This is a genomic window from Anaerococcus nagyae, from assembly GCF_017874535.1.
In the GTDB taxonomy this organism is placed as follows: domain Bacteria; phylum Bacillota; class Clostridia; order Tissierellales; family Peptoniphilaceae; genus Anaerococcus; species Anaerococcus nagyae.
In genome coordinates this window covers 336496-363026 of sequence record NZ_JAGGLS010000001.1, presented here as the reverse complement: position 1 = coordinate 363026, position 26531 = coordinate 336496, and the positions used below count along the sequence as shown (strand labels likewise).

Here is a 26531-nt window from a genome sequence, read left to right as displayed (position 1 = left end):
TTTGGTAGATTTTAATGGATCCCAACTAAGATATAATCTAAAAATTTAACTCTAAGCTTATATAGAAGTTCTCCTAATAAAAATACGCTTAGAACTGTAAGGAGTGTAATAACAATAGGACTTGCTTTTATTAGTGATTTTAACAATATATAAATTATCTTATAGGGATAAATATAGGCAAAGACTAAGTATCTGTCACGATTCATTATATCAACATTCGCACTATCTTTTAAAATAAGATAAGTAATTACGAAAAGTGAGAAGTTAATGTTAGGGTAGTATTTAAAGTAGTAATTAAGGTAAATTTCTCCCGCCAATAATAATATTGCTAATATAAATAGTCCTTTCTTCATAGAATTTGCAGGTCTAATCCTAGCTCCCATTACATAAAATGCAAAATAAGCCAGAGTATCCTTATAATAAAAATCAAGGGGTAAATAGTTAGTATTTTGCATAACAAGGTAGAGTATGAGTCCTATAATTGCTATAGCACCTGCAAGCTTATTACCTAAAAGTCTATTTAAAATAAGGTCTATGAGAAAAAATATAAATACAACAAAAACCAAATCAAATAAATTGGTCACTATATATTTTAAGTCGTTTATCATTTCTTTTTCTAAAGAAAAATTGAAGTTTCTCATAAAAAATATTAAAAATATTGAGTAAATTAAAAGGGGTAGTGCCATAAGAATTACCTTTTTTGTATCCATAAATGATATAATGTATGCTAAATAAGCTATTAAATAACAGTTTATGAGCAAGAGGATTGAGTCATTACTTATGGCGAGTTTTCCAGTAAAGTTTCCTAGGTAAGGAAGAAAAAATGACCCTACTAAAAGTATTAATGCTAATAAATCCATAAAATAAATTTCAAATCTTTTCATAAGTTTATCATATCATTATTTCATGAATTTAGCTAATAGATGGTATAATTAAGTATAAAGAGGAAATTATGGCAAAAAAAGCAAGAAACCCACAAAAAAATACACATATAAGACCAAAACATAGGAAAGTATATATATTTCCTTATATAATCATAGCACTTTTGATAATAGGAATCCCATTTGCTATCTATCAACTTTACATATCAAATGTAAATAGGAATGTAGATAAGCTCACCGAAGCTATTCAAAATCAAGATATGGAATATCTAGAAAAAAAGACCGATAGGTTGCCTATAATTCTAGACGTTCTTGAAAAGTCTTATTCGGAAGATCCTAATAAACAAAAAGAATTTTATGATAATAATTTCAAGAATCTTAAAGTAAAAGTTATAGGTGAGTCTAAAAAGTCAAATGGTAAGGAAGTTACTATTGAAGTGAGCAATGTAAATTATATAGATGTCTTTGAAAAGCTGCCAGAAGATGCAGATGATGTAAAGCTTCATAAAGACTATATGGTAGCCCTATCTGATCCTAATCAAGAGCTAAATACTAGAAAAGCTACAGTTTATTTTGAAAGAAAGTTTAATGGATATAAGTTTAATGAATCAAGAGAATTTGTAAATGCTATTTTAGGAGGAGCCTTGGAATACGCCGAAGATGGAGAAGACTTATCTCAAAATAATAAGGATGCTAGCGAAAGTTCTAATAACTTACACTAGTAAGTTCGTGTTTTTATCTTTTGGATATATGTTAATGTAAGATTAGAACTTTTTTATTTAAATAAACTTTAAAGGATTATGTATGCTCAAAGATAATTATTCTATAAAAGAGACAAAGGGGAGTCAAAAAGATAGGAATGCAGTAGTTCTTGTTGTGCTTTTGATAATTCTTACATTAGTACCTAAGTTTTTACTTTCTTTTATTTTGCATGTGCAAATAGAAGATGGGAGATTTATTAGTCAAGAGTCTTTGTCACATCATTTATCAGGAGATATTTTATTACTTACTAATCTATATAGTACCATTTTGACTAGCATTTTAGTCTATTTATTAGCAAAGTATTATTTAAAAAGAAACAACTCCTCACTAGGTTTAAAGAATCCTAATAAGATTAAAAATTATCTAAAGGGAGCATTCATAGGTCTATTAATGATTACAGTAGCTTTTTTACTACTAAAGGCTTTGGGATTAACTAAGAGTAGCTATAATTTTAAAAATATCAAAGTATTGATGTTTATAGCTTTCTTTATAGGATGGGTTTTTCAAGGGTTCCAAGAGGAGCTTTTGTGTAGGTCGGTACTTATGAACTACTTTGCATCGTTTAATGGAGTAGCCTCTGCTATAATAACTAATAGCTTGATATTTTCTATTTTGCATATAAATAATCCAGGTTTTGGAGTATTGGCTTTTATAAATATATTTTTATTAGGAAGTATATTTTCACTTTTATTTTACATATCAGATGATGTATTTTTACCAGCAGCAGCACATAGCTTTCGGAATTTCGCTCAAGGAAATATATATGGGATAAATGTTTCTGGAATTAGTAAATCTGAGACAACCTTAATAAGGACTAAAATATCTGGAAATCCGATTTTAACTGGTGGTTTGTTTGGTATAGAAGGTGGACTAATAACGTTTATTATAGAGCTTACAGTAGTATTTATATTAATTAGTAAAATTAAAAGAAATAAAAATTATATATATTAGAAGAAAATATTTTAAAATAGCCTTGTATTAAAGGCTATTTTAAAATGCAAAATTTAACAGCATATGCTAATCGATAAGATTTGACCAGCCAGCTTTTTTAATTAGGTAAATCAACAATGATAGTATTATTGCAACTACTGAGGATAATACCATCCCTGTTAATTGTATAGATCCAAACTTGATAGATAAACCACTCAGGCCTGCTATAAATATTACAGAAGTTAAGATTAGATTATCAGACTTAGAGTAATCTACCTTTTGATCTACTAAAAGTCTAATACCACTTGTACCAATCATTCCATAAAGCAAGAAGGTTACACCTCCTATAACATTACCAGGTATTGTAGAAATCAAAGCTGATAGTGGTCCTATAAATGCCATTAGGATTGATATGACTGCTGCAGCACCTATTACTTTTACAGAGTAAACTCCAGTAATAGCCATTACGCCAATATTTTCTCCATAGGTTGTAGTCGGTACTCCACCTATTAAACCTGAGATAGCTGTAGAAAAGTTATCTGCAAATATGGAACGATGAAGTCCAGGATCATTTAGAAGATCCTTACCAATAATATTACTAGTTACTACTTGGTGGCTTATATGCTCAGCTGCAATTACCAAGAGAACTGGTAGCATAGCAAATATTGCCTCTTTAGAAAATTTGGCAAACTGAAAGTGAGGTAGGGTGAAAAATGAAGCTTCTCTTACAGGTGTTAAATCTACTTGCCCAAAACTATATGCAACTATATAGCCAATTATAATAGCTATTAAGATAGGAATTGTTGATAGAAAACCTTTAAACATTATAGATCCAAGTATTGCTGTAAGAAGTGTTACTAAAAATACTATCCAGTCGTATTTAGTTACAGTATCTGTCATAATGTTGGCACCTATACTACCACCAGAAATTGTATTGCTAGCAAGTTCAAATCCTATTAGGGCTACAACAGCTCCCATAGCAGCTGGTGGCAATACTATATCAATCCAGCTAGTTCCAAACTTATAGATAATAAAAGAAAGCAGGCAACCTAAGATTCCAACGACAACAAAAGCGCCCTGAGCGTATTCGAATCCTTGAGATTGAATTATAGCTATACCTGGAGCTAGAAAGGCAAAGCTAGACCCTAAGTATGCTGGAGCTTTGCCTTTTGTAATTAAAATAAAAAGTAAAGTACCTATGCCATTCATCAAAAGTACAATACCAGGATTGATACCAAACAAAATAGGAACAAGAACAGAGGCACCAAACATAGCAAAAGTATGCTGTAAAGCCAGTGGAATCAATAATTTCCCAGGAACATCATCATTCACATTATAAATTTTCTTTTTTTGCATAAGACCTCCATATTTTTTCTCAAATCTTCAATATTTTAAAAGATTTAAATCATTTTGTCAAATGTTTTTTACAATAAATACTTTACAAGATATCATATTTGGATTAAAATACATATAATTTATTAACTATTGAAAGGAGAAATTATGGAAACACAAACTAAGGAAAAGTCGAACTTAGCTAAAAGCATATTCATTGCACTAATTTTAGCTATTATATTAGGATTACTATTACAAAATTATTCTCAAGCACTTAATAGCTATGTTAGACCTCTCGGAGATATCTTTCTTAATTTACTTAAATTTATAGTAACACCTATAGTATTATTTTCAATAATGGGTGGAATCATATCAATGAAAGACATTAAAAAAGTTGGTGAAGTAGGTGGATTTACAGTTGTTTATTATTTCTGTACAACTGCCTTTGCAATTATTATAGGATTAGGATTTGCTAATATTTTTAAAAAGTACTTTCCTGTAATTGCAACTGCTAGTCTAGAGTATTCGGTAGATAGCAATGTGTCATTTATGGATACAATAGTAAATATATTTCCAAGTAACTTTTTGGCTCCAATAGTCGAAACAAACATGCTTCAAGTAATTGTTTCATCTGTATTAATAGGCTTTGCAATCTTACTAATCGATGAAAAAAAGCAAGCAAAAGCTATAGAGACTATAGATATTTTAAATGATATTTTCATGAAAGTTATGGAACTTATATTAAAATTATCACCTTTTGGTGTATTTTGTTTATTAATGCCAGTTATAGCTGAAAATGGTCCAAAAATTATTGGATCTCTAGCATCAGTACTACTAGTAGCATATCTTGCTTATATAGTACATGCATTAGTCGTTTATTCATTTACAATAAAAACATTAGGAGGACTTAGTCCTAAAGAATTTTTTAAAGGAATGATGCCAGCAATGATGTTTGCATTTTCATCAGCATCATCAATGGGCACTATACCATTAAACTTACAATGCTGTGAAGAATTAGGAGCTGACCGTGATGTTACAAGCTTTGTCCTACCACTAGGGGCTACTATAAACATGGATGGAACGGCAATCTACCAAGGTGTATGTGCGGTATTTATAGCCTCTTGCTATGGAATTAATCTAAGCCTTGGCCAAATGCTTACCATAGTTTTAACAGCAACACTAGCATCTATAGGTACAGCAGGTGTGCCTGGATCAGGAATGATAATGCTAGCAATGGTACTTCAAGCAGTAGGTTTACCAGTAGAAGGCATAGCATTAGTAGCAGGTATAGATAGAATCTTTGATATGGGTAGAACAACCCTAAACATAACAGGAGATGCAACTGCAGCCATAATAAACTCTAATAGGCTTAGAAAAAAAGGCAAAATTGCATAGAAAAAAAGACCCATTTGGGTCCTTGATTTAAGACAAGTCTTATTAGATTTGTCTTATTTTTTTGGTGAGATTTCTTTAATTGTTTTTACTGAATGATCCCACTTTTCCTTCTCTTCTTCGTTAAGTTTTAGGTGAAAATCTCTTATTACTCCATCTTTTCCTACAACTGCTGGATGGCCTATATAGCATCCATCAACACTTGAGTAAGAGGATACTGCAAGAATTGTTTTGGCATCTTTAAAGATTGTTTCTACAACTATAGCTGTAGAATTTGCTATACCGTAAGAAGTGTAGCCTTTAACTTTGATTGTTTCAAAAGCTTTCATTCTTGTGGAGGCCTCTATACTGTCTATAGTCATCTTATCTAATATTTCTGTTATAGGTTGAGTTGCAATTGATACATTTGACCAAGCTACGAATTGGCTATTACCATGTTCGCCTATGACATAACCGTTGACAGAATTTGGATCTATGTCTACAAATTTTGCTACAGCATTTTTCATTCTAGCTGTATCTAGAATAGTTCCTGTACCAATTACTTTTTCACGTGGATGTTCTGTTAGTTTTTGCATATATTCTGCAATTACATCACATGGATTTGTAATAGAAACTATAATTCCATCGAATTTTGATTTCTTTATTATTGGTGCCCATTCTTCTACGCAAGTTTTTGTGTATTTGAATTCTTCTAGTCTATCTGAATATTTTTGTAGGATACTTATATCTCCAGGGGCAAAGATTATGATGTCACTATCATCAAGATCTGATATTTCTCCGGCAATTATATTTACATTGCCATCACGCCTTACCATTCCATCATTTAGGTCATTAAGCTCAGCTTCAGCTAATCCTTCTTTTTTATCAAAAAGAGCTAGGCTATCACAAAGTTGTCTTTCAACAAGAGTGTAAGCTACAGTAGCCCCTACATTACCCAAACCTATTAGGGAAATTTTTTTCATATATTACCTCTTTTTATTTTTTATCGACTCTATTATATTAACATATTTATTAATATTTTGCATTTATAAAAAAGAATCCCATAAGGGGATTCTTTTATGAATTTACTTATTTTCGTATCCCGGTTTACCAAGAAGTTTAAACATTTGAGATTTGTACTCTTCTACACCCGGTTGGTTAAATGGATTTACTTCTAACATATAACCACCAACTCCCACAGCTATTTCAAAGAAATAGAATAATTCAGCAAGATTTCTAGCATCTATTTTATCAACTATTATTCTAAGATTTGGAATGTCACCTTTGACATGGGCAATAGTTGTTCCTTCCATGGCTTGCTTATTTACATAATTTACACTCTTGCCAGCTAGGTAGTTTAGTCCATCTAGATTTTCACTATCTTCTTTGATTTCTATATCCTTAAGTGGATTTTCAATTTCTATTACGGTTTCAAATAGATTTCTCTTACCTGCTTGAATCATCTGTCCTAGAGAGTGAAGGTCTGTTGTATTGTTTACGGAAACTGGGAATATTCCTTTACCATCTTTTCCTTCGGATTCTGCAAATAATTGTTTCCACCACTCGGCTATATACTTAAGCTTTGGTTCGTAATTTACTAAGACCTCTATATCTTTACCGTTTTCATAAAGCATATTTCTAATAGCTGCATATTTTATAGCTTCATTATTTTTAAAGTCGCGTTTAGTGTATTTATTACGTCCGTCAGCAAATCCTGCCATAAATTCATCTATATCGATACCGCAAGCTGCAAGTGGTAGGAGACCTACTGCGGATATAACTGAAAATCTACCGCCTATATCATCTGGTACAATAAAGCTTTCATAACCTTCTTTGTTGGCTAGATCTTTTAATGCTCCCTTTTTCTTATCGGTTGTGGCATAGATTCTACTTTTGGCTTCTTCTTTGCCATATTTTTCTTCTAAAGATTCCCTTAAGAATCTAAAGGCAATGGCAGGTTCTGTAGTTGTTCCTGACTTGGAAATTACGTTTAAAGAATAATCTTTATCTTTGAGATATTCTAAAAGTTCAGTCATATATTGGCCTGATAATTGATTGCCGGCATAGATTAATTTAACTTTTCTATCGGAATCAAAATATTTATCTAAAGCAACATCAACAGCTTTTATTCCAAGATATGATCCTCCTATTCCTATAGAAACTAGAACATCACTATCTGATTGAATTTTTGCAGCTGCCTTTTTTATTCTCTCAAACTCTTTTCTATCATAATCATTAGGTCTATCGATCCAGCCTATGAAGTCAGATCCTTCACCTGAGCCATCCATAAGTGCATCAAAAGCATTTAAGGCTTTTTGCTCATAATCATTGAGTCTATCTAATTTTAGATTACTATAATCAATTTTCATTATTAACCTCCGTATAAGTTTTCGGTTAATAAATTTATACCCCAAAATGAATTTTAGGCTATAAATACAAAATTAATAATACTAAATAAGGTTACAATTTATTGACAGATATTTTTATAATATCTATAATAATTGTAAGTTATAAGGAATTGAGGTGGGAATCATGAAAAAATTATTGCTTACAGGTGGTGCTGGATATATAGGAAGCCATACTGCTGTCGAGCTTTTAGATAGTGGTTATGAAGTAGTAATTTATGATAACTTATTAAACTCTTCAAAAGTTGCTATTGACAGAGTCGAAGAGATAACTGGAAAAAATGTAACTTTTTATGAGGCAGATATTTTGGATACTGAGTTTTTAAGAGAAGTTCTTGAAAAAGAAAATATATATGCTGTAATACATTTTGCAGCATTAAAATCAGTTAGTGAATCTGTTAATAAACCATTAAAATATTATCATAATAATCTTACAGGGACCTTGAGCTTACTTACTGCTATGCAAGAAGCTAAAGTAAAAAAAATAATATTCTCATCATCAGCAACAGTTTATGGGACTCCAGAAATAATACCTATTACAGAAAAGTGTCCAAAGGGAGTTTGCACCAATCCTTACGGATGGAGTAAGTCTTTTATGGAGCAAATAATGACAGACCTAAATATAGCTGATCCAGAATTTAAAGTAGTGCTCTTGCGTTATTTTAACCCTATAGGAGCACATAAATCAGGGCTTATAGGAGAAGATCCTAAGGGAATTCCTAATAATCTCTTACCTTATGTTTCAAAAGTTGCAGCAGGAGAACTCGGTTATGTTCATGTATTTGGAGATGACTACAATACATGTGATGGGACGGGAGTTAGAGACTATATCCATGTGGTTGATTTAGCTCGTGGCCATCTAAAGGCTCTTGAAAAAATTGATGATTTAAATGGAGTAGAGATAATAAATCTAGCCACTGGCAATGGTTATTCAGTATTAGAAGTTATTCGTGCTTTTGAAAAGGCGTCAGGCAAAGAAATTCCTTATAAAATAGAAAAAAGACGACCAGGAGATATAGATAAGTCCTATGCGGATGCAAGTAAAGCTAAAGAAATAATAGATTGGCAAGCAGAATATGGTATAGATCAAATGTGTGAAGATGCATGGAGATGGCAAAAGAATAATCCAAAAGGATATGAAGGAAGGTAATAATATGAATACTACTCTAGTAGTTTTAGCAGCAGGGATTGGCTCAAGATATGGAGCAGGAATAAAGCAACTAGCAAAAATGGATGAGAATGGTTATACAATTATAGATTATTCTATTTTTGATGCTATGAAAGCGGGATTTAATAAGGTTGTTTTTATAATAAGACCTGATATAGAAAAGGACTTCAAGGATATAATTGGAGATAGGATCAAAGATGTCATTGATATAGACTATGCTTATCAAACTCTAGAACTACCAAAAAGATTTGAAAATCCTGTTCAAAGGACTAAGCCATGGGGGACAGTCCATGCAGTTCTTGCTTGTAAGGGGATAGTAAATGAACCATTTTTAGTTATAAATGCAGATGATTACTATGGGAAGACTGTTTTTGATGATTTACATGAATTCTTAGTAGATCCATCTAATCAAAATAATAAAAAATTACAAATCGCTATGGCAGGATATAAGCTAAAGAATACTCTTTCAGATAATGGAACTGTTACTAGAGGAGTCTCAGTAGGTAATGAGGATAACAAACTAATTAAAATTTTAGAAACTCATGAAATCAAACTTGAAGAAGATGGGAAACTTTCTAGTAAGGAAGGATTAGATCAAGACCTACTTCACCTAGATGCCCTAGTATCTATGAATATGTGGGCAACATATCCAGAATTTATTGATTTATGCCAAGAATATTTTGAAAAATACCTAGAAAAGAATAAGGATAATTTAGAAAAAGCAGAGTATGTATTGCCAGAAATGATTGGAGAGTTGTTAGAAGAAGATAAAGCAGATATAACTATTCTTCCAACTAGTGATAAGTGGATAGGTATTACATATAAGCAAGACCTAGAACCAGCTCAAGAAGAGTTTAAAAAAATGTTTGAAAATAAAATATATCCTGCTAATATTTGGAGTAAGTAAGCTTACTCTAAGATAAGTAAAAGTATTATGATTATTTTCCAAGCCTAATATTACTCAGCCTACTATAACTAAAAAGTAAATTTTATTTAATATTATAAATATAATATTATAAGAGTATATTGACTAGTTTTAAAACAAAGAATATAATATATAGTGTAACTTGTATTATATTTATCAAACTTTTCTAGTCAAATTATAATTGATTTTATATAAGAATCTTACACATAATAATAGCTTTTTTTATTTAAATATAATGCAAAGGATTTTAATACTATTTATTTAAAAAAGTAATTATTCTTATTCGGTATTTAAACTTCTTATATTACTTATGTATTTCATAAGTAATATTTATAGAGTTTATAAATGACTATTTGTTTTTATGAAAGGATATTTATGGATGAAATTTTAGTTATATTTTTAATAATGGTGCTTGGATACATTCTAGGTAAAATTAATTTTTTTGGTATAAGATTTGGTGCTTCTGCTATTTTAATAGTGGCTTTATTTTTCGGTCATTTTGGCTATAGTGTACCTAAATTTCTTGCAACGCTTGGATTAGTACTATTTCTTGCGCCTATAGGTTTAATGGCAGGTCCTAGTTTTATGGCCAATATAAAGAAAAATGGCTGGTCATTTCTTGCTATATCATTATTTACAGCATTGATTGGTGGAGTCCTAGTTGTAATACTTTCCAGAGTATTGAATATAGAAATGTCTTTATCATTAGGACTTTCTTCAGGAGCAATGACTTCAACTTCTATGTTAGGGACAGTAAAAAGTTTAACTGAGTCTAATTTACCAGGAGTTGGATATGGTATTGCTTATGCATTTGGTGTAGTTGGGGTTGTTTTGATAGTACAATTGATCCCTAAATTTTTACATGCAGATACTGATAAAGAAAATGCCAAGTTAATATTGCCAGAAGATAAGCAAGAAAAAAATAGTAGAGATTTCAAAGAATTTATTAATTTAGATCCGAATGGACTTTTTGCTATATCACTAGCTTGTGTATTAGGTATATTAATTGGGTCAATAAAGATTCCTATAGGAGATAGTGTAAATCTTTCCTTAGGATATGGTGGGGGATCCTTGATAGCAGGTCTAATTCTTGGAAATTATGGACATGTAGGTAAAGTTAATTTAACAATTAGCAAAGAAAGATTATCTTTGGTAAGAGATCTTGGTCTAGCATTTTTCTTATTAGAATCAGGTGTTAGCGCTGGTAGCGGCTTTGTAGAAGTGGTAAGCAAATATGGTCCTAAGCTATTTTTTGCAGGTGTAATAATGACCTTAGTACCAGCACTTTTATCATTTTTATTATCTTATAAAGTATTTAAGTTACCATTATTTGCTTCTCTTGGGGCAACTACAGGTTCAATGACATCTGCTCCCTCATTAGGTGCACTTTTACAAGTTACTCAAGATGATAAAGTTTCATCATTTTATGCTGCAACTCAGCCAACTGCAACAATATTTATGGTATTTTTACCACAATTAATATCGTTGTTTTTTCCGATTAATTAGTTAACAATTACAAGATGTATGATTTGTAAATTGATTGGAATGTTTAGATTATAATTAACTTGCTCTGTAGAGTAAAATTTCTATTTTACTTTATAGAGCAGTTTTATTAGAATAATTTCTGTAATATAATTTTAAATTTTATTTATAGGATAAGCTTAATTGCTATAAATAAGTTAGAAGAGCTATATAATAAGCACTTTATGTTGATACTGATAATCGTTATTACCGTAGCATAATACTTGGAATATCATTTGACAAAGTTTTCCTTATTACTTATAATGATACTAAAGATACATATATTATAGAAGATAAAAGGAGAATATACATATGGAATTAAAGGGAAGCAAAACAGCTCAAAATTTAATCACTTCATTTGCAGGTGAAAGCCAAGCAAACATGAGATATACTCTTGCATCAAAAGTTGCAAAAGAAGAAGGATATGTTCAAATTTCTAGAATTTTTGAAGAGACAGCTATGAATGAAAGAGAACATGCAGCTAGATTCTTTAAATTTTTAAGAGAAGAATATAAACTTGAAGAAATAGAACTTAATGAGAATTATACAAAATGGCCAGTAGTATGGCATGATACTGTAACAAATCTTCAAGGAGCAATTGATGGTGAAAATGATGAAGCAGAAGATATGTATCCATCATTTGCTGACGTTGCTGAAGAAGAAGGTTTTGATGAAATTGCAAGAGCATTTAGAAATATAGCAAAAGTTGAAGAAGCTCATAGAGAAAGATACAAAAAACTTAAATACAACATCGAAAATGATCAAGTTTTCAAAAGAGATGAAAAAGTTGTTTGGATGTGTGGTAACTGCGGTTTCTTAATCGAAGCTTATGAAGCTCCAAAGAAATGTCCAGCATGTGCTCACCCACAAGCATACTTTGAGATCGCACCATTTAATTATTAATAATTAATGCAGGGTTTAGACCCTGTTTTTTTTATTTCTAGATTTGTGAAGTATTAGTTTTTGAAATTTTTATTATTTTAACTAAATTGACACTACTCATTTAACATAAAAAGTGGTAAAATATAATTAAAATTTTATCTAATAAAGGAGTTAAAATGAAAGTTATAGTAGCAAAAGATTATGATGAAATGAGTCGTAAAGCTGCAGATTTTATAATAAATTTTATGATTGAAAAGCCACAAGCTAAGTTTGGTTTTGCAACAGGATCTACACCTATAGGTCTATATGAAAAATTAGCAGAAGCAGAAAAAGAAGGCGAAATTAGTTTTAAGTATTCAAAGAGTGTTAATCTTGATGAATATATAGGTATTTCTAAAGAAAATGATCAATCTTACCAATATTTTATGAATGAAAATTTATTTAATAAAGTAAGTTTTAAAGAAGGAGCAACAAATCTTCCATATGCTCCAGAAGCAGATGAGAAGTATGCCAAAGAATATGATGAGCTTTTGGATAAGTTTGGTAAAAGAGATATTCAAATTCTAGGATTAGGTCCAAATGGTCATTTAGCTTTCAATGAGCCTTATGAAAAACTAAATCGTAGAACTTCTATTATAAAACTTACAGATGAAACTATAGAAGCAAACTCAAGATTTTTTGCAAACAAGGATGAAGTTCCAAAATATGCAATTTCTATGGGCATGGAAGATGTATTTAATGCCAATACTTTAGTAGTTCTTGCAAATGGCAAGAATAAACATGAAGTTGTTAAAAGAATCATAGAAGAAGATACTATTTATCCAGAATTCCCAGCAAGCTTTTTACACTTACATCCAAATGCATATTTATTTGTAGATGAAGAAGCTTATAATGGCTAAAAATAAAATTAAGTAAGGGCTGTTACAAAATTATGAATAATTATCGTTCCATCATTAGAAAGTTCTCTTAGGAAAATTTTTTACATAGCTTGCCGACTTGTGGAGGTAAAATTTCCGTAGAAATTCTTTTAATGATTTTGGGACGGTTTATTCATTCTGCAACAGCCCCTTTTTGGGGTAAAAAGTTAATATTAATTAAAACACAATGAGAAAGGAAAAGCCATGCGTAAAGAAGCTAAAAGCTTAACCTATATAACAATCGCATTTATCCTAATAAGTATCCTCTCATCACTTGCTATTGCAAAAACAACTATAACAAAGCCTATTATATTTTCTTTGGCAATTCTCATCCCTTCAGTATATTTACTAATCAAATTCAAAAATGAACCAAATTCAAAAGATCTTATAATTTCATTAATTCTCGCAAATGCAGGAGAATTATATGGAATGGTAAGAGCGGATTACTTTAGCGGGCCATTAGTCATTGGTATGGTGATGAGTGGTTATATGGGAGCAGTTTCGGTATTTAGAAAATACGTTCCGGGAAATAAGATTATAAGGACAAATTATATAAAATCAATAGGACTTGGAGTAATTTTAGGCTTGGTTTTAGGATATATAAATATTAAATTAGCTGGCATATCTAACAATCCAGTATTGACTCCAGATGCTATAGCAATGGCATTATATGCTGGTATATGGGAAGAGGTTGGAATCAGATTCATATTATATGCCCTTGCCATATACATACTAAAAGGTGAAGCAAAAACTAAGTATGAAAAATTTTTAATTTATACGATCATGGTAGCTCCCCATGTATTAGCTCACGGAATAATGAGACTAGATTCATTTGTATGCTTAATCTTACTTTTTGGTTTACCTATGTCAATATTGCAAAGAAAAGTAGATCTTACTAGTGCAATAATTGTGCATACTCTAGTTGATTTAATAAGGTTCGTTTACTTGGGTATTTAGATATTAAAATTTTATATATTGCTAATTTTCAGAGCATAATATCTGGTATTTTTTATAAATATTTGATGCGTATATAGTATTGACAAATAAAATTGCTAAAAGAAGAATAATATTGAAATCATCTAGCAGACTTGCTGAGCTTAGAAAAAGAAATGTATATAAGCAAAGTGAGCTTTGAAAGCATGTAGTATATCATGGTAGATTATTTTCTAATAGAAAGGGTAGTCTATAAATTTTTGGTGTTAGTATTCAAAGTATTGAGCCGAATATACTTGATATAAAATATAATAATAAATTTATAGAAGAATCTGATGAGAGTGTTAGGATTGACTATTATAAGAAAGTATATAATGGATATATAGCAATACTTACTGCTAATATTACCTATTAATCATGCTTATAATCTTAGCCTCTAAAAATGATGTTGGAATTATTTCGTAGGTATTTCATCAATAGTGAGAATAATAGCAAGTAGATAGATAATTAAAGGAGTGTCTTATTAAAAAATATTAGGAAATTCCTTCATATTTTAATTTAGAATTCATGTACTATTTTGCTAGCTGATCTAGAACTTTCTAGGACTTTGGAAAGTAAAAATGTAGAATGCTAGTAAAAAAATATACATAGAGATCACGCTTAGTTTTCTAAGAGTTGAGAGAAGATTAAATTACAGCTCCAAAAAGCAAACCAAATAGTATTATTCTAACTTATAAAAATTAATTTTCCGATAATTTTTTCATTATGTCTTCCAAAAATTTATTACAATATTTATTGATTAAAAAATGAGCTGTTGCAAATCAATAGATGCCCATCGTTCGGGGCCTATCAGAAAGTTTGAGATTTTAGCCCATAGGCTAGCAGAGACACTTTCTGAGAGGATATTCGAATGATTTTGAAACGATTTATCTATTTTACAACAGCCCCCGAAAAGTTCCGCGTTACTACCCTTATTTTTATATAAATAAGCAACTCAAGCATCTAACGATGCCGGGTTTTGATAACGCCAACCATGGCGACACATCTTACTTATTTCAGATATGCAAAAGAAAAATGATTTTCGAACTTACTTTTAAGATTGGATCTCACAAAAGTCCAATTTTTATTTGTTTTTCTTTTTATAAATAAAAATACAGGCAGATTAATTACTCTGCCTATATATAAAGTTAAACTAAAATGCCCAGTTTCCGTTTTCAAAGATTGGAAATTCTTCATCGTTTTTGTAGCCTGTAATTTCAAGGTCACTACTTCCCACCATGAAATCCTCGTGGATTAGTGAGTCGTTGATTCCTCTACTATTTAGTTCACTTTCTTTAAGTTCTGCACCACCTACAAGGCAAGTTGGGTATGCCTTACCTAGAGCAAAATGGCAAGATGCGTTCTCATCAAATAGTGTGTTATAAAATAATATGTTTGAATTGGAAATAGGGCTATCATATGGAACTAGTGCTATTTCTCCTAAGTTTTTGCTTCCTTGATCAGAGTCTAGCATCTTTGCTAGAGTATCCTTTCCCTCTTTAGCATCAAAGTCAATTACTTTTCCGTCTTTAAAGGTAAATTCAAAGTTATTTATTATTACGCCATTGTATACTAAAGGTTTTGTTGCAACTAGTCTGCCATCTACTCCATCATATTGCGGTGCTGTAAATACTTCCTCTGTAGGTATATTTGGAATAAATAAATCTCCTTTGGCATTCTTAGATCCTGCGCTCATCCATATATGATCTTTAGGAAGCTTTACCCATAGGTCTGTCCCATTTGATGACTTGTAATGAACTTTATCAAATTGATGATCATTTAAATAAACTGCTTTTTCTTCTAGAGTATTTATATGATCTTTCCAATTTTTCTTAGTGGCTTCCCATGATTCTTCAACTCTTGATACATCTAGAATTGTTTTCCATAATTTATCATATGCTTCATCTTCGCTTAAATCTGGAAAAACTTTCTTAGCCCATTTTTTGGTTGGAACTGATATTACAAGCCAGCTTACTATATCATTCATAGTATATTTTACAAATTCTTTAGTGGCTTTTGAATTCTCACGAATTGCTTCTGATATTTTAGCTTCATCTAGGCCCTTTAAAAGGTCTGGATCTTCTGCAGATATTGATATTCTATTCGATTTTTTATCAGCAATTTGATATTTTAATTTTTCTATTTTCCAATCAGCAACTTCATTTAATGTTTCTTGGCTTTGATTATCATAAGTTAGCCTTGTTATGGTATCATCACGCCAGTCTATTGATACACTACGTGCACCCTTTTCATAGGCTGCCTTTGTTATAAGTCTTGCAAGCTCTGGACTTTCAACAGGTGTGTTGATTAATACATCTTCTCCTTCTCTTACATTTATACCAAATTCTACTGCAAGTTTGGCAAAATTTTCTATTCTTTTATCCATAGTTCCCTCTTTTCTTTGCTAATATATTTTGCATTATAGATTGTTTTTAATACTATACTATATAAATAAGAAAAATTATAAAGGCAATAACGTTGAGTTCTTAAAATATGTAGATAGATGGGGAAGTAAGAGTATTATTTAAAATGATTGATTTTTTAACCTTTTGATTAGATATAATACTCAAAATACACTATATTTAATTAAAGGAGGACTAGTATGAAAAAAGTTTGGAGATTAATAGTTGCTATAGCTTCTGTTTTATACATTATATTATTAATAAAAAAGGTTGATATGACAAGATCTACTTATGTTATCTTAATGGGAATTGTATTTATGAATCAAGCAGTAGAAGAGTGGGATAGATATGTAGAAACAAATAAAAAAATTCATTTGTTTATACCTATAGTGACAGTAGGGATTATAATCTTTTTGATAGTCCAATTGCTATAAAAATACATATAAGTTAATTTTTATATAAGAGTAAAGGCAGAGTCTCTAGTAGGCTAGAAGCTATTTTTACTATTAGATTAAATTTCAGAAATTTTTTTATATTATTTATCATCTTTTTTGCATATTAATCTAGTTTCATAAATCAATTACATATATATGTAATTTTTAGTAAGCTTTGTTCTATTTATAATTGTCATTTTACCTAACATACAGTACTATCGTTTTACTAGGCTTTTATGGTAAAATAAAATACAAATGAATGTATAAATAATATTACAAAGGGAGGTAATCATGAAAAAACGCAATGAAGTTGATATAAATGAAACATGGGCCATAGAAGAACTTTTTGAAAGTGATGAGGTTTTTTTAGATGGCATTGAAGATTTGAAAAAAATGTCAGATATTTTTGTAAAAAAATACAAAGAGTGTAATTCATCTGATCAAATTTATGAAGCTTTAGAAGCTTATTCAGAGATTGCTGCATTAACTGATAGACTTTCAACTTTTGCAAGTATTACTACAGAAGTTGATACTTCAAATTCAAGCGTAATGAAGAGATTTGCAAATTTTGCAAATGAAATGAGTAAGATCGATGCGAATCTAAGCTTTTTTGAATCAATGCTTGCAAAAACTGATAAAAGCTTACTAGAAGAAACAAAGACAAGTTATCCAGAATATAAGTATTATATTGATAGGGTAATTGATAATTCTAAATATTTACTATCTGACGAAACAGAAAAGGTCTTAGCAAATCTAATTCCAACATTTGATGCGCCGTATAAATCATATAGTGATATTCGCTATGCAGATATGGACTTTGAAGATTTTGAATATGATGGTGAAGAAATTGTATTAAATCATAATACTTTTGAAGAGTTTTTGGAAGCTGATCCTCGTGATGACTTACGTCGTGAAGCTTTTAAAAGATACCACGATGTTTTAAGAAAATATCAAAACTCAGATGCTTCTGTCTATACAACTCACGTAGAAAATGAAAAAAGAATATCGGATATTAGGGGTTATGATACAGTATTTGATTACCTACTTTCACGACAAGATGTAGACAAAGAAATTTATGAGAATCATATAGATACAATTATGGAAGAGCTTGCACCTCATATGAGAAAATACGCTGGGATAATTAAGGGAGTTTATGGTCTAGATGAGATGACCTATGCTGATTTAAAACTTGCTATAGATCCAGAATATGAACCAGAAGTAACAATTGATGGTGCTCGCGAATATATTATTGAGGGTCTTTCAAATCTTGGGGAAGAGTACGGGCAAGTTCTAAATCGTGCCTTTGATGAAAGATGGATTGACTATGCTCAAAATATTGGTAAGCGTACAGGAGCCTTTGCGTCTGGTCCTTATGGATCACATCCATTTATTATGACAACTTATAATAACAAGATGAGCCAAGTAATGACCTTAGCCCATGAATTAGGGCATGCTGGACAATATTATTATTCAAATAGTAATCAAAATGCTTTAAATAATGATATGAGTATGTATTTTGTAGAAGCTCCATCAACAGCAAATGAAATCACCATGGAAAGATTTTTATTAAATAAAGCGAGTGATGATCGCGAGAAGCTTTGGGTACTTGCTACAATGATTTCTAAAACTTATTACCATAACTTTGTAACCCATTTTATAGAAGCTGCTTTCCAAAGAGAGGTTTATAGAAAAGTAGAAGCTGGCGAGAGTCTAAGTGCTGATGATTTAAATCAAATCTTCACAAAAAAATTAGAAGAATTCTGGGGAGATTCTGTAAAATTGGTAGATGGATCAGAATTAACATGGATGCGTCAACCTCATTATTATATGGGACTATATCCATACACATATCAAGCGGGATTGACAATAGGAACAGTTATTTCTGATAAGATTGTAAATGGAAGTAAAAAAGATGTTGATACTTGGATAGATGTACTTAAGTTAGGTGGATCAGTAGGTCCAATTGATTTGGCAAAAGCTGCTGGTGTTGACATGACAAATACAAAAGCTATATCAGAAACGGTTGCCTTTATAGGATCATTGGTAGATCAAATAGACGAGCTTTGCCAAAAGTTAGGAATGTATAAATAATGTTTTTAGGAAAAGCTAATGAGCTTTTTGATTACACTGTAGATATTAGAAGAAAAATGCATAAAATCCCAGAGCTAGCGGGCAAAGAAGAAGAAACTGTAAAACTTGTTTGTCAAAAGTTAGGTCAAATGGGAGTATCTTACGATATAGTCAACCAGGGAGGAATATTAGGATTTATAGATGGAAATAAAAATAATAATAATCCTAAGACTATACTTTTAAGGGCAGATCTTGATGCTCTTCCCTTTGATGAGCCAGATAATAACCTAAGCAAGCCACGCATTGTTAAAAGTAAAAATGAAGGAGTAATGCATGCTTGTGGACACGATGGTCATACCTCTATACTTTTGACGGCTGCTAGAATATTAAATGAAGTAAAGGATGATTTTGCTGGAAGTGTAATATTATGCTTTGAAAGAGGAGAAGAGAGTGGTAAGGGTTATAAGTACCTTCTTGCTTACCTTGATAGTAAAAATATAAATATAGATGCTTGCTATGCTATCCATGTCTCTCCAGACTATAAGTCTGGAGTAATGGCTATAGGAGCTGGGGGGATCAATGCAGGTTCTTTGGCTTTTGACATAACTATTAAAGGAAATAGTGGACATGGTTCTCGTCCCTATGAAGCCAATAATCCATTAGATTGCTTTGTAGATATTTATAGTGGACTTAAGTCTCTTAGAATGAATAACTTTTCACCATTTGATCCTATGACCTATTCCATAGGGGCAGTACAAATGGGAAATAAATATAACCAAATACCTGACAAATTAAGATTTAGAGGTAGTATGAGATTTTTTGATAGGGAAAAAGTCGGTTATAAATTTTATGAAGATTTTAAATCTCTAATAATTAATAAGTCCAAGGCTAATAATTGTAAAGTGATTTTTGATACTTATACCAAACCTCGTTTCCCAATAATAAATGACCTAAATCTATCGGCTCTTGCTCTTACTTCTATGACTGATGAACTAGGAGAAGATTTCGTAAAAGAAGCTAGTCCATCTATGGGATCAGATACTTTTGCAACTTATTCTTATCAGTGGCCAAGCTTATATATTATGCTTGGAATAAATAATGAAGAAAAAGGAAGCGGAGCAGCTCTTCATAGTCCAAAATTTGATTTGGATGAAAAAGCACTTATACATGGCACTGCTGCTACTGCAAGATTCGTTGTAGATTTCTTAAATTCTGACATAGAGCTTGCGGATAGGCCTTATAAAAATAGATTAAGAGACTTCTTTATAGAAGAAGATAGATCTGATGAAGAAATTGAGGATATTTATGAAACAATTACAAGGTAGTGATAAATATAAAGATTTTATCCTTGCCCTTATGGCGGGAATTATTGTTGGATTTGGTGGAATAGTTCTTCTTTCTACAGAAAATCCTTATCTAGGAGCATTTTTATTTGCTGGTGCCTTATTTATAATTTTAAGTCTTAAATATAACCTTTTCACCGGTATGATTGGTTACTTTTTTTATAATGAGAAAATATCTTATAGTAAAAGACTGTTTGTAGTATTAATAGCTAATCTTTTGGGGACCTTTCTAGTAGCAAATCTTATAAAGTTTACTAGAATAGGACCAGATCTAGTTTTGAAAGCTCAAGAACGAACAGCTGTAAAGCTTTCAGACTCCCTAGGATCTATGTTTGTCTTATCTATATTTTGTAATATGTTTGTGACCAACGCGACCCATCAGTTTAAGTATAACCCTTATCAGGTTGGCAAGTATTTAGCTATATTTATTTCAATAATGACCTTTGTATTATCGAGTTTTGAACATAGTATAGCTGATAGCTTTTATTTTTTCCTAGCAGGGGAGTTTAACAAACAGACTATACTTGTATTTTTAGTGGTATTATTTGGAAATATAATAGGAGGCTTAGTAATCCCTACAGTAGCCTTGCTTTATGATGATAATTTTAGGCTGAAAGGATAATATTGAATAGCTAAAAGAGACAAAAATTACATGAAAAACTTTAAAGAATTAGATCTTTATTATAGATAATATTACAGCTTTAAATGGGTAAAAATAAGTTAAGTTAAATCTTACAATAGAAATCCTTGACAAAGTTGATTTTTAGAGTAAGCAATGTTATAATTAAATAAGTTAATTGTGGAGGGAGTGTTTTGCACTCCCTTTCATTATCTTATTAGCAAATCTATTGATAAGTAGTTTAAATATATATTATAATGAAATTAAGTATATTAGAATTAATTTAAAAGGAGTTACTATGAGCGATGTTAGAGTAAGATTTGCTCCATCACCAACTGGTTATTTACACATTGGTGGACTTAGAACTGCATTATTTAATTATTTATATGCACGTCATACAGATGGAGCTATGGTTCTTAGAATAGAAGATACTGATAGGACTAGATTTGTAGAAGGAGCACTTGAAAATTTATTAAAGGCTCTAGAATGGTCTGGAGTAGAAATAGATGAAGGTGTAATGCTTGATAGCAATGGTGAAGTTATCCAAAAAGGAGAATACGGCCCATATATTCAATCTGAGAGGGTTGAAGCAGGTATTTACAATAAATATATCGAAAAACTTATAGAAGAAGATAAGGCTTATTATTGCTTCTGCTCTCAAGAAAGAATTGATAAAGTTCGTGATAGACAAAAAGCTGATGGACTAACACCAAGATATGATGGACTTTGCCGTTCTATTCCACTTGAAGAAGCTAAACAAAGAGTAGCAAATGGTGAAGAATACACAGTTAGACTAAAACTACCAAAAGATCGTGATATCTCATTTGAAGATAGAATTAAGGGTAAAATTACATTTAATACAAATGATATGGATGATCAAGTTCTTATAAAAAGAGATGGATATCCAACATACCACTTTGCAGTAGTGGTAGATGATCACTTGATGAAAATTACCCATGTAGTACGTGGAGATGAATGGATATCATCAACTCCAAAACATGTGTATTTATATGAAGCTTTTGGATGGGATACTCCAGAATATATCCACCTACCAACCGTTCTTAATGAAGATCATAAGAAATATTCAAAGAGAAATGGTGATGGGATGGTAGAAGACTTCATAGAAGAAGGATATACACCAGAAGGTTTGATCAATTTCCTAGCACTTTTAGGATGGTCACCAGATAGTGAAGAAGAAATCTTTACTATAAAAGAATTAGCTCGACAATTTGACTTTGATAGAGTAAATAAAACTGGTGCTGTATTTGATAAGAGAAAACTAGATTGGGTAAATGGACACTATGTACGTGAAATGAGCCCAGAAGATTTAGCAAAAGAAATAAAGCCATACATGGTAGAATCTGGCCTAATTGATGAAGATTATTCAGACCATAACTTACTACTATTAGCAAATACATGGCAATCAGCAATTGATAAGTTCTCAGATGCCCCTAAACTCTCTAAAAATTATTATTTAGATGATAATAAAGTAGATTGGCAAGATGAAGCTAAAGAAGTTTTAAAAGAAGAGGATACTAAGAAACTTATCGATTCATATATAGAAAAGTTAGATAAAATAGATGAAATAGATGAAGAATTTGCTGGCTCTATTATGAAGATTATACAAAAAGAAACAGGTATCAAAGGCAAAAATCTTTGGTTCCCAGTTAGAGCGGCAATCACAGGATCAGTACACGGCCCAGACTTATCATCTGTTATGGTATTAATGGGTAAAGAGAAAATAGCACAAAGACTTAATTACGTAAAGGAAAATTTTTAAATGAAAATTCATAACACGCTCACAAGAAAGACAGAAGAATTTATTCCAATTGAAGAAAATAAAATAAGGATGTATGTCTGTGGGCCTACTGTTTATGATTATATGCACATAGGAAATGCAAGGCCTCTTGTAGTATTTGACACATTCAAAAGGTATGCCAAATTTAGAGGCTATGATGTGACCTATGTTGTAAACTTCACAGATGTAGATGATAAGATAATCAATAAGTCTATAGCAGAAGGCATTACTACAAAAGAGGTCACAGATAAATACATCAAGGCTTTTATGGAAGATGCATCAGATCTAAACTTAGATGAAAAATCAACTATTCATCCAAGAGCTACAGAACTTATGGATGAGATTATAAAATTTGTAGAAGGTCTTATTGAAAAAGATGCAGCATATGTTGTAGATGGAGACGTTTATTTTAGAGTTTCTAAGGCTAATGATTATGGAAAATTGTCAGGTAAAAATGTAGCTGATTTAGTTCATGGAGCAAGTAATAGACTTGAAAGCGCAGATTCTAGCAAAAAAGAAAGTCCAGTAGATTTTGCTCTTTGGAAAAAGACAAAAAAAGAAGGTGAAATTTCTTGGGATTCTCCCTGGGGCAAGGGACGTCCAGGTTGGCATATAGAATGCTCTACTATGAGTAAAAATATTTTAGGTGAAACTATTGATATCCACGCTGGTGGAGAAGATCTAGAGTTCCCACACCATGAAAATGAAATAGCTCAATCTGAAACACTTAATGAAAAGACTTTTGCTAATTATTGGATGCACAATGGAATGATCCAAGTAGATGGTACAAAGATGAGTAAGTCTTTAGGAAACTTCTTTACTCTTCATGATATCAAAAAAGAGTACGACTTAATGGTAATTAGATTTTGGTTACTTACTACTAATTACCGACAACCAATCAACTTTACTAGAGAAATCATTAAGGGAGCTAGCAATTCTTTAGATAGGATAAATAATTCAGTGTTTAGACTAGAGGAATTACTAGAAAATGCAAATAACAGTCAAATTAAAGAGGACGAAAAAGCTTTAGTCGATCAATTAGATAGTTTTCGTGATAGATTTATAGAAGTTATGGATGATGACCTAAATACAGCAGATGCCATAACAGTAGTCTTTGATTTAGTTAAATTTGCCAATACAAAGATTAGCTTAAAAAATTCTAAGGAACTAATAAAAGCTGTTTTAGATGAATTAGTAGAATTAGAGAATGTTTTAGGAATAGAAAATCGTAAAAAATCAAATGATACTATAGATGAATCAAAGATAGAAGATCTAATTGAGCAAAGAAATCAGGCTAAGAAAAATAAAGATTATGATAAGGCTGATCAAATTCGAGATGAACTTAAAGAAATGGGAGTTGCTATAAAGGACACACGTGATGGTGTGAAATGGGAGCTTATCTAATGGATAAGATTTATGGAAGAAAACCAGTATTAGAAACTATAGATAATGGACAGAAAATTCACAAAGCTTATATAATAGATCAAAAAACTCCTATAGTAAAAAAAATTATAGATAAACTTAATAAAAAAAATGTTAAAATTGAATTTGTAGATAAAAATTTTTTTGAAAACTATAATGGCAATCATCAAGGAGTTATGATTGAGGTTAATTCTTTTAAATATGCTAGTTTAGAAGATTTAAAGGAAGCTAAGAGATTAATACTTTTAGATAAAATCGAAGATCCTCATAATCTTGGAGCTATAATAAGATCTGCTGAAAGTTTTGGTTTTGATGGAGTAATCATCCCAGAACATAGGTCAGCAAAGGTAAATCCAACAGTATATAAAACAAGTGCTGGAGCTATCAACAATATAAAAATTTTTATGGTGACTAATCTCAATCAAACTATAGAAACTATAAAAAAAGATGGATTTTGGGTTTATGGTTTAGCAGGAGAATCAAAAAATAGTCTATCAGCTACAAATCTTACTGGCAAGGTGGCCATAGTTGTAGGTAACGAGGGCGATGGTATAAGTAGATTAGTTAGAGATAATTGTGATGAACTTATAAAAATTCCAATGCTAGGTAAAGTTAATTCGTTAAATGCATCAGTAGCAGCAGCTACCTGTATGTATGAGGTTCTAAGACAAAATGACTTCCAGTAGAAAAAATATAACCATAGTTGATGGTTATAATGTAATAAATGCGTGGTCCAATCTATTAGAAATATCAAAATCCTCACTGGAGGCAGCTAGAGATAAGCTTATAGATGAGATGGCTGAATATAAATCCCTAAGTGGAGAAGAAATTATAATAGTATTTGATGCTTATAATTTAGATAGACCAAAAGAAACCATAATAGAAAAATATGGCATTAAGATAGTCTATACCAAGAGATTTCAAACAGCAGATACTTATATAGAAAAGCAAATATTAAAAATAAGCCATAAGCATAACCTAAAGGTAGTAACAGATGATGGACAGATTCAAGTCCTAGTTACAAGCAAAGGAGCTAGTAGAGTAACAGCAAATGAGCTTAGAGCAGATATATATAATAACCAAAGAAAAATCAATCGAACACGCAAAAAGGACTTTAATAGGAATTTTAAATCATTTCCCCTATCAAAAGAAATGATTGATAAAATAGACCAAATCAAAGATGACTTGGATAAAGATTAGTAAAATAAATTCAAAAAACAAGGGTGAACTATGGATAAAATAAATTTAAAAGATGAAAGGGTAGTTGATAGACTAAGAAGTTATTTTAATTCATCAGATATGAGTGAAGAAGAAATAGCTATTGTCATTGAAGAATTATCCGATGAAGAGAGAGATGAACTGGTAGAGTTCATTGATGAAGAAGATGATGAAAACTATGAAGAAGAAATAAAAGATGATGTAGATGATGACATTGATGAAATAGAAGATATAGAGGAGGATGAAGAGGAGGAAGATGATACACCTAAAAGAAGTGAATCTACCGCCATATCTCCTATTACTCGCAAAGACATGATGAAAATGTCTGATCTTACCAATGAAGAAATAGTAGAAAAATTTCAAGAAGGTAACCAAAATGCCCTAGCAGCGTTAGTAGAAAAAAACCAAGGCTTAGTAAGAAGTCGAGCATCATACTTTTATAGATCTCATGGTAATGATTTAGACTTAGAAGACCTAGTTCAATCTGGAATGTTAGGTATGATAAGAGCAGCGGAAAAATTTGACCTATCTTTAGGTTATAAGTTTACAACTTATGCCTATAAATGGATTGATAAGGCCATAAGGAAAGCTATAAATAAGGAAGGCCACACTATAAGAATACCGGCTGGTAAATATTTAAAACTTAACAAACTAAAACAAATATTAAAAGCTAATCCAGAAGCAAGTGATGAAGAAATCTATAAAATCTTAGAAAAAGAAGGTATAGATAAAAAGCAAGCTGATGATCTATTTTTAATAAATCGTAACCAAGTAAATTCCACATCTTTAAATATCAACTTAGATAGTGAAGATTCAACAGGTGATGAGCTTATGGATATGGTAGGAGATGAATCAACTCCTGTAGATATGTTGATACTAGAGCGTGATATGGAAAATTTTTTAATGAAAGCTTTAGATCAGCTTACTGAAAGGGAAAGACAGATAATAATTTATCGATACGGTTTAGATAACGAAAAACCAAAAACCCTAGAAGAGATTGGTTCAATCTATGACCTATCCAGAGAAAGGATAAGACAAATAGAAAACCAAGCCTTAGGTAAATTAAAAGAATATTCAGATGCAGAGAACTAGAAGGTGCGAGATTAATCGCATCTTTTTTTATTTGTAAGTATGATAAATTTATATCAATATTTTGAAA

At 31.0% G+C, this 26531-nt stretch carries 23 protein-coding genes; 18 read left to right on the top strand and 5 right to left on the bottom strand.

Annotated elements, in window-relative coordinates; genetic code table 11:
- Positions 1–11: 11 nt before the first annotated feature.
- The gene (locus J2Z39_RS01800; RefSeq protein ID WP_117520441.1) at positions 12–884 is read right to left on the bottom strand and encodes a hypothetical protein; all 873 of its coding nucleotides are present in this window, start codon (positions 882–884) and stop codon (positions 12–14) included.
- Between the two features lie 68 nt (positions 885–952).
- On the opposite strand from J2Z39_RS01800, the gene J2Z39_RS01795 reads away from it, so the two are divergent.
- Positions 953–1603 (top strand): hypothetical protein, encoded by a 651-nt coding sequence (locus tag J2Z39_RS01795; RefSeq protein ID WP_117520439.1) that lies wholly within the window; start codon positions 953–955, stop codon positions 1601–1603.
- A gap of 82 nt (positions 1604–1685) precedes the next feature.
- The gene (locus J2Z39_RS01790) at positions 1686–2594 is read left to right on the top strand and encodes a CPBP family intramembrane glutamic endopeptidase (protein ID WP_117520438.1); all 909 of its coding nucleotides are present in this window, start codon (positions 1686–1688) and stop codon (positions 2592–2594) included.
- Positions 2595–2660: 66 nt separating this feature from the next.
- On the opposite strand, the gene uraA is transcribed toward J2Z39_RS01790, so the two are convergent.
- The gene (gene uraA / locus J2Z39_RS01785; RefSeq protein ID WP_209813483.1) at positions 2661–3929 is read right to left on the bottom strand and encodes a uracil permease; all 1269 of its coding nucleotides are present in this window, start codon (positions 3927–3929) and stop codon (positions 2661–2663) included.
- Between the two features lie 144 nt (positions 3930–4073).
- Here uraA and J2Z39_RS01780 point away from each other — a divergent pair, with 144 nt between their 5' ends.
- Positions 4074–5300 (top strand): dicarboxylate/amino acid:cation symporter, encoded by a 1227-nt coding sequence (locus tag J2Z39_RS01780; protein WP_117520434.1) that lies wholly within the window; start codon positions 4074–4076, stop codon positions 5298–5300.
- Positions 5301–5353: 53 nt separating this feature from the next.
- On the opposite strand, the gene J2Z39_RS01775 is transcribed toward J2Z39_RS01780, so the two are convergent.
- Both J2Z39_RS01775 and J2Z39_RS01770 read right to left on the bottom strand, forming a co-directional pair.
- A complete protein-coding gene (locus tag J2Z39_RS01775) occupies positions 5354–6259 on the bottom strand; it encodes a lactate/malate family dehydrogenase (protein ID WP_117520432.1) in 906 nt (301 codons plus the stop codon).
- Positions 6260–6361: 102 nt separating this feature from the next.
- Positions 6362–7645 carry a glucose-6-phosphate isomerase gene (locus J2Z39_RS01770; RefSeq protein WP_117520430.1) on the bottom strand — a complete coding sequence of 428 codons (1284 nt, stop codon included), beginning with the start codon at positions 7643–7645 and terminating at the stop codon, positions 6362–6364.
- A gap of 163 nt (positions 7646–7808) precedes the next feature.
- Here J2Z39_RS01770 and galE point away from each other — a divergent pair, with 163 nt between their 5' ends.
- The 6 genes from galE to J2Z39_RS01740 all read left to right on the top strand — a co-directional run bounded on the left by galE (position 7809) and on the right by J2Z39_RS01740 (position 14051).
- On the top strand, positions 7809–8831 hold the full coding sequence (gene galE / locus J2Z39_RS01765; RefSeq protein WP_117520428.1) for a UDP-glucose 4-epimerase GalE: 1023 nt from the start codon (positions 7809–7811) through the stop codon (positions 8829–8831).
- 4 nt (positions 8832–8835) lie between these two features.
- Positions 8836–9756 (top strand): sugar phosphate nucleotidyltransferase, encoded by a 921-nt coding sequence (locus J2Z39_RS01760; protein WP_117520608.1) that lies wholly within the window; start codon positions 8836–8838, stop codon positions 9754–9756.
- Positions 9757–10149: 393 nt separating this feature from the next.
- Positions 10150–11280, top strand: coding sequence for an aspartate-alanine antiporter-like transporter (locus J2Z39_RS01755; RefSeq protein WP_117520426.1), 1131 nt, complete (start codon positions 10150–10152; stop codon positions 11278–11280).
- 327 nt (positions 11281–11607) lie between these two features.
- Entirely contained in the window at positions 11608–12198 is a 591-nt protein-coding gene (gene rbr / locus J2Z39_RS01750) for a rubrerythrin (RefSeq protein WP_117520424.1), read from the top strand.
- 155 nt (positions 12199–12353) lie between these two features.
- Entirely contained in the window at positions 12354–13076 is a 723-nt protein-coding gene (locus J2Z39_RS01745; RefSeq protein WP_209813481.1) for a glucosamine-6-phosphate deaminase, read from the top strand.
- Positions 13077–13298: 222 nt separating this feature from the next.
- Positions 13299–14051, top strand: coding sequence for a CPBP family glutamic-type intramembrane protease (locus J2Z39_RS01740; RefSeq protein ID WP_209813479.1), 753 nt, complete (start codon positions 13299–13301; stop codon positions 14049–14051).
- Positions 14052–15219: 1168 nt separating this feature from the next.
- Here the strand turns inward: J2Z39_RS01740 and J2Z39_RS01735 are convergent.
- Complete coding sequence (locus tag J2Z39_RS01735) at positions 15220–16452, bottom strand: aminopeptidase (RefSeq protein ID WP_209813478.1); 1233 nt, start codon at positions 16450–16452, stop codon at positions 15220–15222.
- Positions 16453–16668: 216 nt separating this feature from the next.
- Here J2Z39_RS01735 and J2Z39_RS01730 point away from each other — a divergent pair, with 216 nt between their 5' ends.
- From J2Z39_RS01730 to J2Z39_RS01690, 9 genes are all read left to right on the top strand, one after another.
- Positions 16669–16902 (top strand): hypothetical protein, encoded by a 234-nt coding sequence (locus J2Z39_RS01730; RefSeq protein WP_209813476.1) that lies wholly within the window; start codon positions 16669–16671, stop codon positions 16900–16902.
- Positions 16903–17193: 291 nt separating this feature from the next.
- Complete coding sequence (gene pepF / locus J2Z39_RS01725) at positions 17194–18993, top strand: oligoendopeptidase F (protein WP_117520412.1); 1800 nt, start codon at positions 17194–17196, stop codon at positions 18991–18993.
- Positions 18993–20297: a M20 metallopeptidase family protein gene (locus J2Z39_RS01720; protein WP_209813474.1), complete on the top strand. Its 1305-nt coding sequence runs from the start codon at positions 18993–18995 to the stop codon at positions 20295–20297. The genes pepF and J2Z39_RS01720 overlap by 1 nt, the downstream gene beginning before the upstream one ends.
- Positions 20278–20937 carry a formate/nitrite transporter family protein gene (locus J2Z39_RS01715; protein WP_117520408.1) on the top strand — a complete coding sequence of 220 codons (660 nt, stop codon included), beginning with the start codon at positions 20278–20280 and terminating at the stop codon, positions 20935–20937. The genes J2Z39_RS01720 and J2Z39_RS01715 overlap by 20 nt, the downstream gene beginning before the upstream one ends.
- A 295-nt stretch (positions 20938–21232) precedes the next feature.
- Complete coding sequence (gltX, locus tag J2Z39_RS01710; protein ID WP_209813472.1) at positions 21233–22714, top strand: glutamate--tRNA ligase; 1482 nt, start codon at positions 21233–21235, stop codon at positions 22712–22714.
- On the top strand, positions 22715–24136 hold the full coding sequence (gene cysS / locus J2Z39_RS01705) for a cysteine--tRNA ligase (protein WP_117520404.1): 1422 nt from the start codon (positions 22715–22717) through the stop codon (positions 24134–24136).
- Entirely contained in the window at positions 24136–24840 is a 705-nt protein-coding gene (gene rlmB / locus J2Z39_RS01700; protein WP_117520402.1) for a 23S rRNA (guanosine(2251)-2'-O)-methyltransferase RlmB, read from the top strand. Before cysS ends, rlmB begins: the two co-directional genes overlap by 1 nt.
- On the top strand, positions 24827–25354 hold the full coding sequence (locus J2Z39_RS01695) for an NYN domain-containing protein (RefSeq protein ID WP_117520400.1): 528 nt from the start codon (positions 24827–24829) through the stop codon (positions 25352–25354). The genes rlmB and J2Z39_RS01695 overlap by 14 nt, the downstream gene beginning before the upstream one ends.
- 30 nt (positions 25355–25384) lie before the next feature.
- Positions 25385–26464 (top strand): sigma-70 family RNA polymerase sigma factor, encoded by a 1080-nt coding sequence (locus J2Z39_RS01690; protein ID WP_117520398.1) that lies wholly within the window; start codon positions 25385–25387, stop codon positions 26462–26464.
- Positions 26465–26531: the final 67 nt, after the last annotated feature.

Coding starts and splice junctions, on each gene's coding strand:
- uraA (WP_209813483.1), bottom strand. CDS start 3,929: ATGCAAAAAAAGAAAATTTATAATGTGAATGATGATGTTCCTGGGAAA.
- pepF (WP_117520412.1), top strand. CDS start 17,194: ATGAAAAAACGCAATGAAGTTGATATAAATGAAACATGGGCCATAGAA.
- rbr (WP_117520424.1), top strand. CDS start 11,608: ATGGAATTAAAGGGAAGCAAAACAGCTCAAAATTTAATCACTTCATTT.
- J2Z39_RS01800 (WP_117520441.1), bottom strand. CDS start 884: ATGAAAAGATTTGAAATTTATTTTATGGATTTATTAGCATTAATACTT.
- J2Z39_RS01790 (WP_117520438.1), top strand. CDS start 1,686: ATGCTCAAAGATAATTATTCTATAAAAGAGACAAAGGGGAGTCAAAAA.
- cysS (WP_117520404.1), top strand. CDS start 22,715: ATGAAAATTCATAACACGCTCACAAGAAAGACAGAAGAATTTATTCCA.
- J2Z39_RS01775 (WP_117520432.1), bottom strand. CDS start 6,259: ATGAAAAAAATTTCCCTAATAGGTTTGGGTAATGTAGGGGCTACTGTA.
- J2Z39_RS01740 (WP_209813479.1), top strand. CDS start 13,299: ATGCGTAAAGAAGCTAAAAGCTTAACCTATATAACAATCGCATTTATC.
- J2Z39_RS01715 (WP_117520408.1), top strand. CDS start 20,278: ATGAAACAATTACAAGGTAGTGATAAATATAAAGATTTTATCCTTGCC.
- J2Z39_RS01730 (WP_209813476.1), top strand. CDS start 16,669: ATGAAAAAAGTTTGGAGATTAATAGTTGCTATAGCTTCTGTTTTATAC.
- J2Z39_RS01760 (WP_117520608.1), top strand. CDS start 8,836: ATGAATACTACTCTAGTAGTTTTAGCAGCAGGGATTGGCTCAAGATAT.
- galE (WP_117520428.1), top strand. CDS start 7,809: ATGAAAAAATTATTGCTTACAGGTGGTGCTGGATATATAGGAAGCCAT.
- J2Z39_RS01795 (WP_117520439.1), top strand. CDS start 953: ATGGCAAAAAAAGCAAGAAACCCACAAAAAAATACACATATAAGACCA.
- J2Z39_RS01735 (WP_209813478.1), bottom strand. CDS start 16,452: ATGGATAAAAGAATAGAAAATTTTGCCAAACTTGCAGTAGAATTTGGT.
- J2Z39_RS01770 (WP_117520430.1), bottom strand. CDS start 7,645: ATGAAAATTGATTATAGTAATCTAAAATTAGATAGACTCAATGATTAT.
- J2Z39_RS01690 (WP_117520398.1), top strand. CDS start 25,385: ATGGATAAAATAAATTTAAAAGATGAAAGGGTAGTTGATAGACTAAGA.
- J2Z39_RS01720 (WP_209813474.1), top strand. CDS start 18,993: ATGTTTTTAGGAAAAGCTAATGAGCTTTTTGATTACACTGTAGATATT.
- J2Z39_RS01695 (WP_117520400.1), top strand. CDS start 24,827: ATGACTTCCAGTAGAAAAAATATAACCATAGTTGATGGTTATAATGTA.
- rlmB (WP_117520402.1), top strand. CDS start 24,136: ATGGATAAGATTTATGGAAGAAAACCAGTATTAGAAACTATAGATAAT.
- gltX (WP_209813472.1), top strand. CDS start 21,233: ATGAGCGATGTTAGAGTAAGATTTGCTCCATCACCAACTGGTTATTTA.
- J2Z39_RS01745 (WP_209813481.1), top strand. CDS start 12,354: ATGAAAGTTATAGTAGCAAAAGATTATGATGAAATGAGTCGTAAAGCT.
- J2Z39_RS01755 (WP_117520426.1), top strand. CDS start 10,150: ATGGATGAAATTTTAGTTATATTTTTAATAATGGTGCTTGGATACATT.
- J2Z39_RS01780 (WP_117520434.1), top strand. CDS start 4,074: ATGGAAACACAAACTAAGGAAAAGTCGAACTTAGCTAAAAGCATATTC.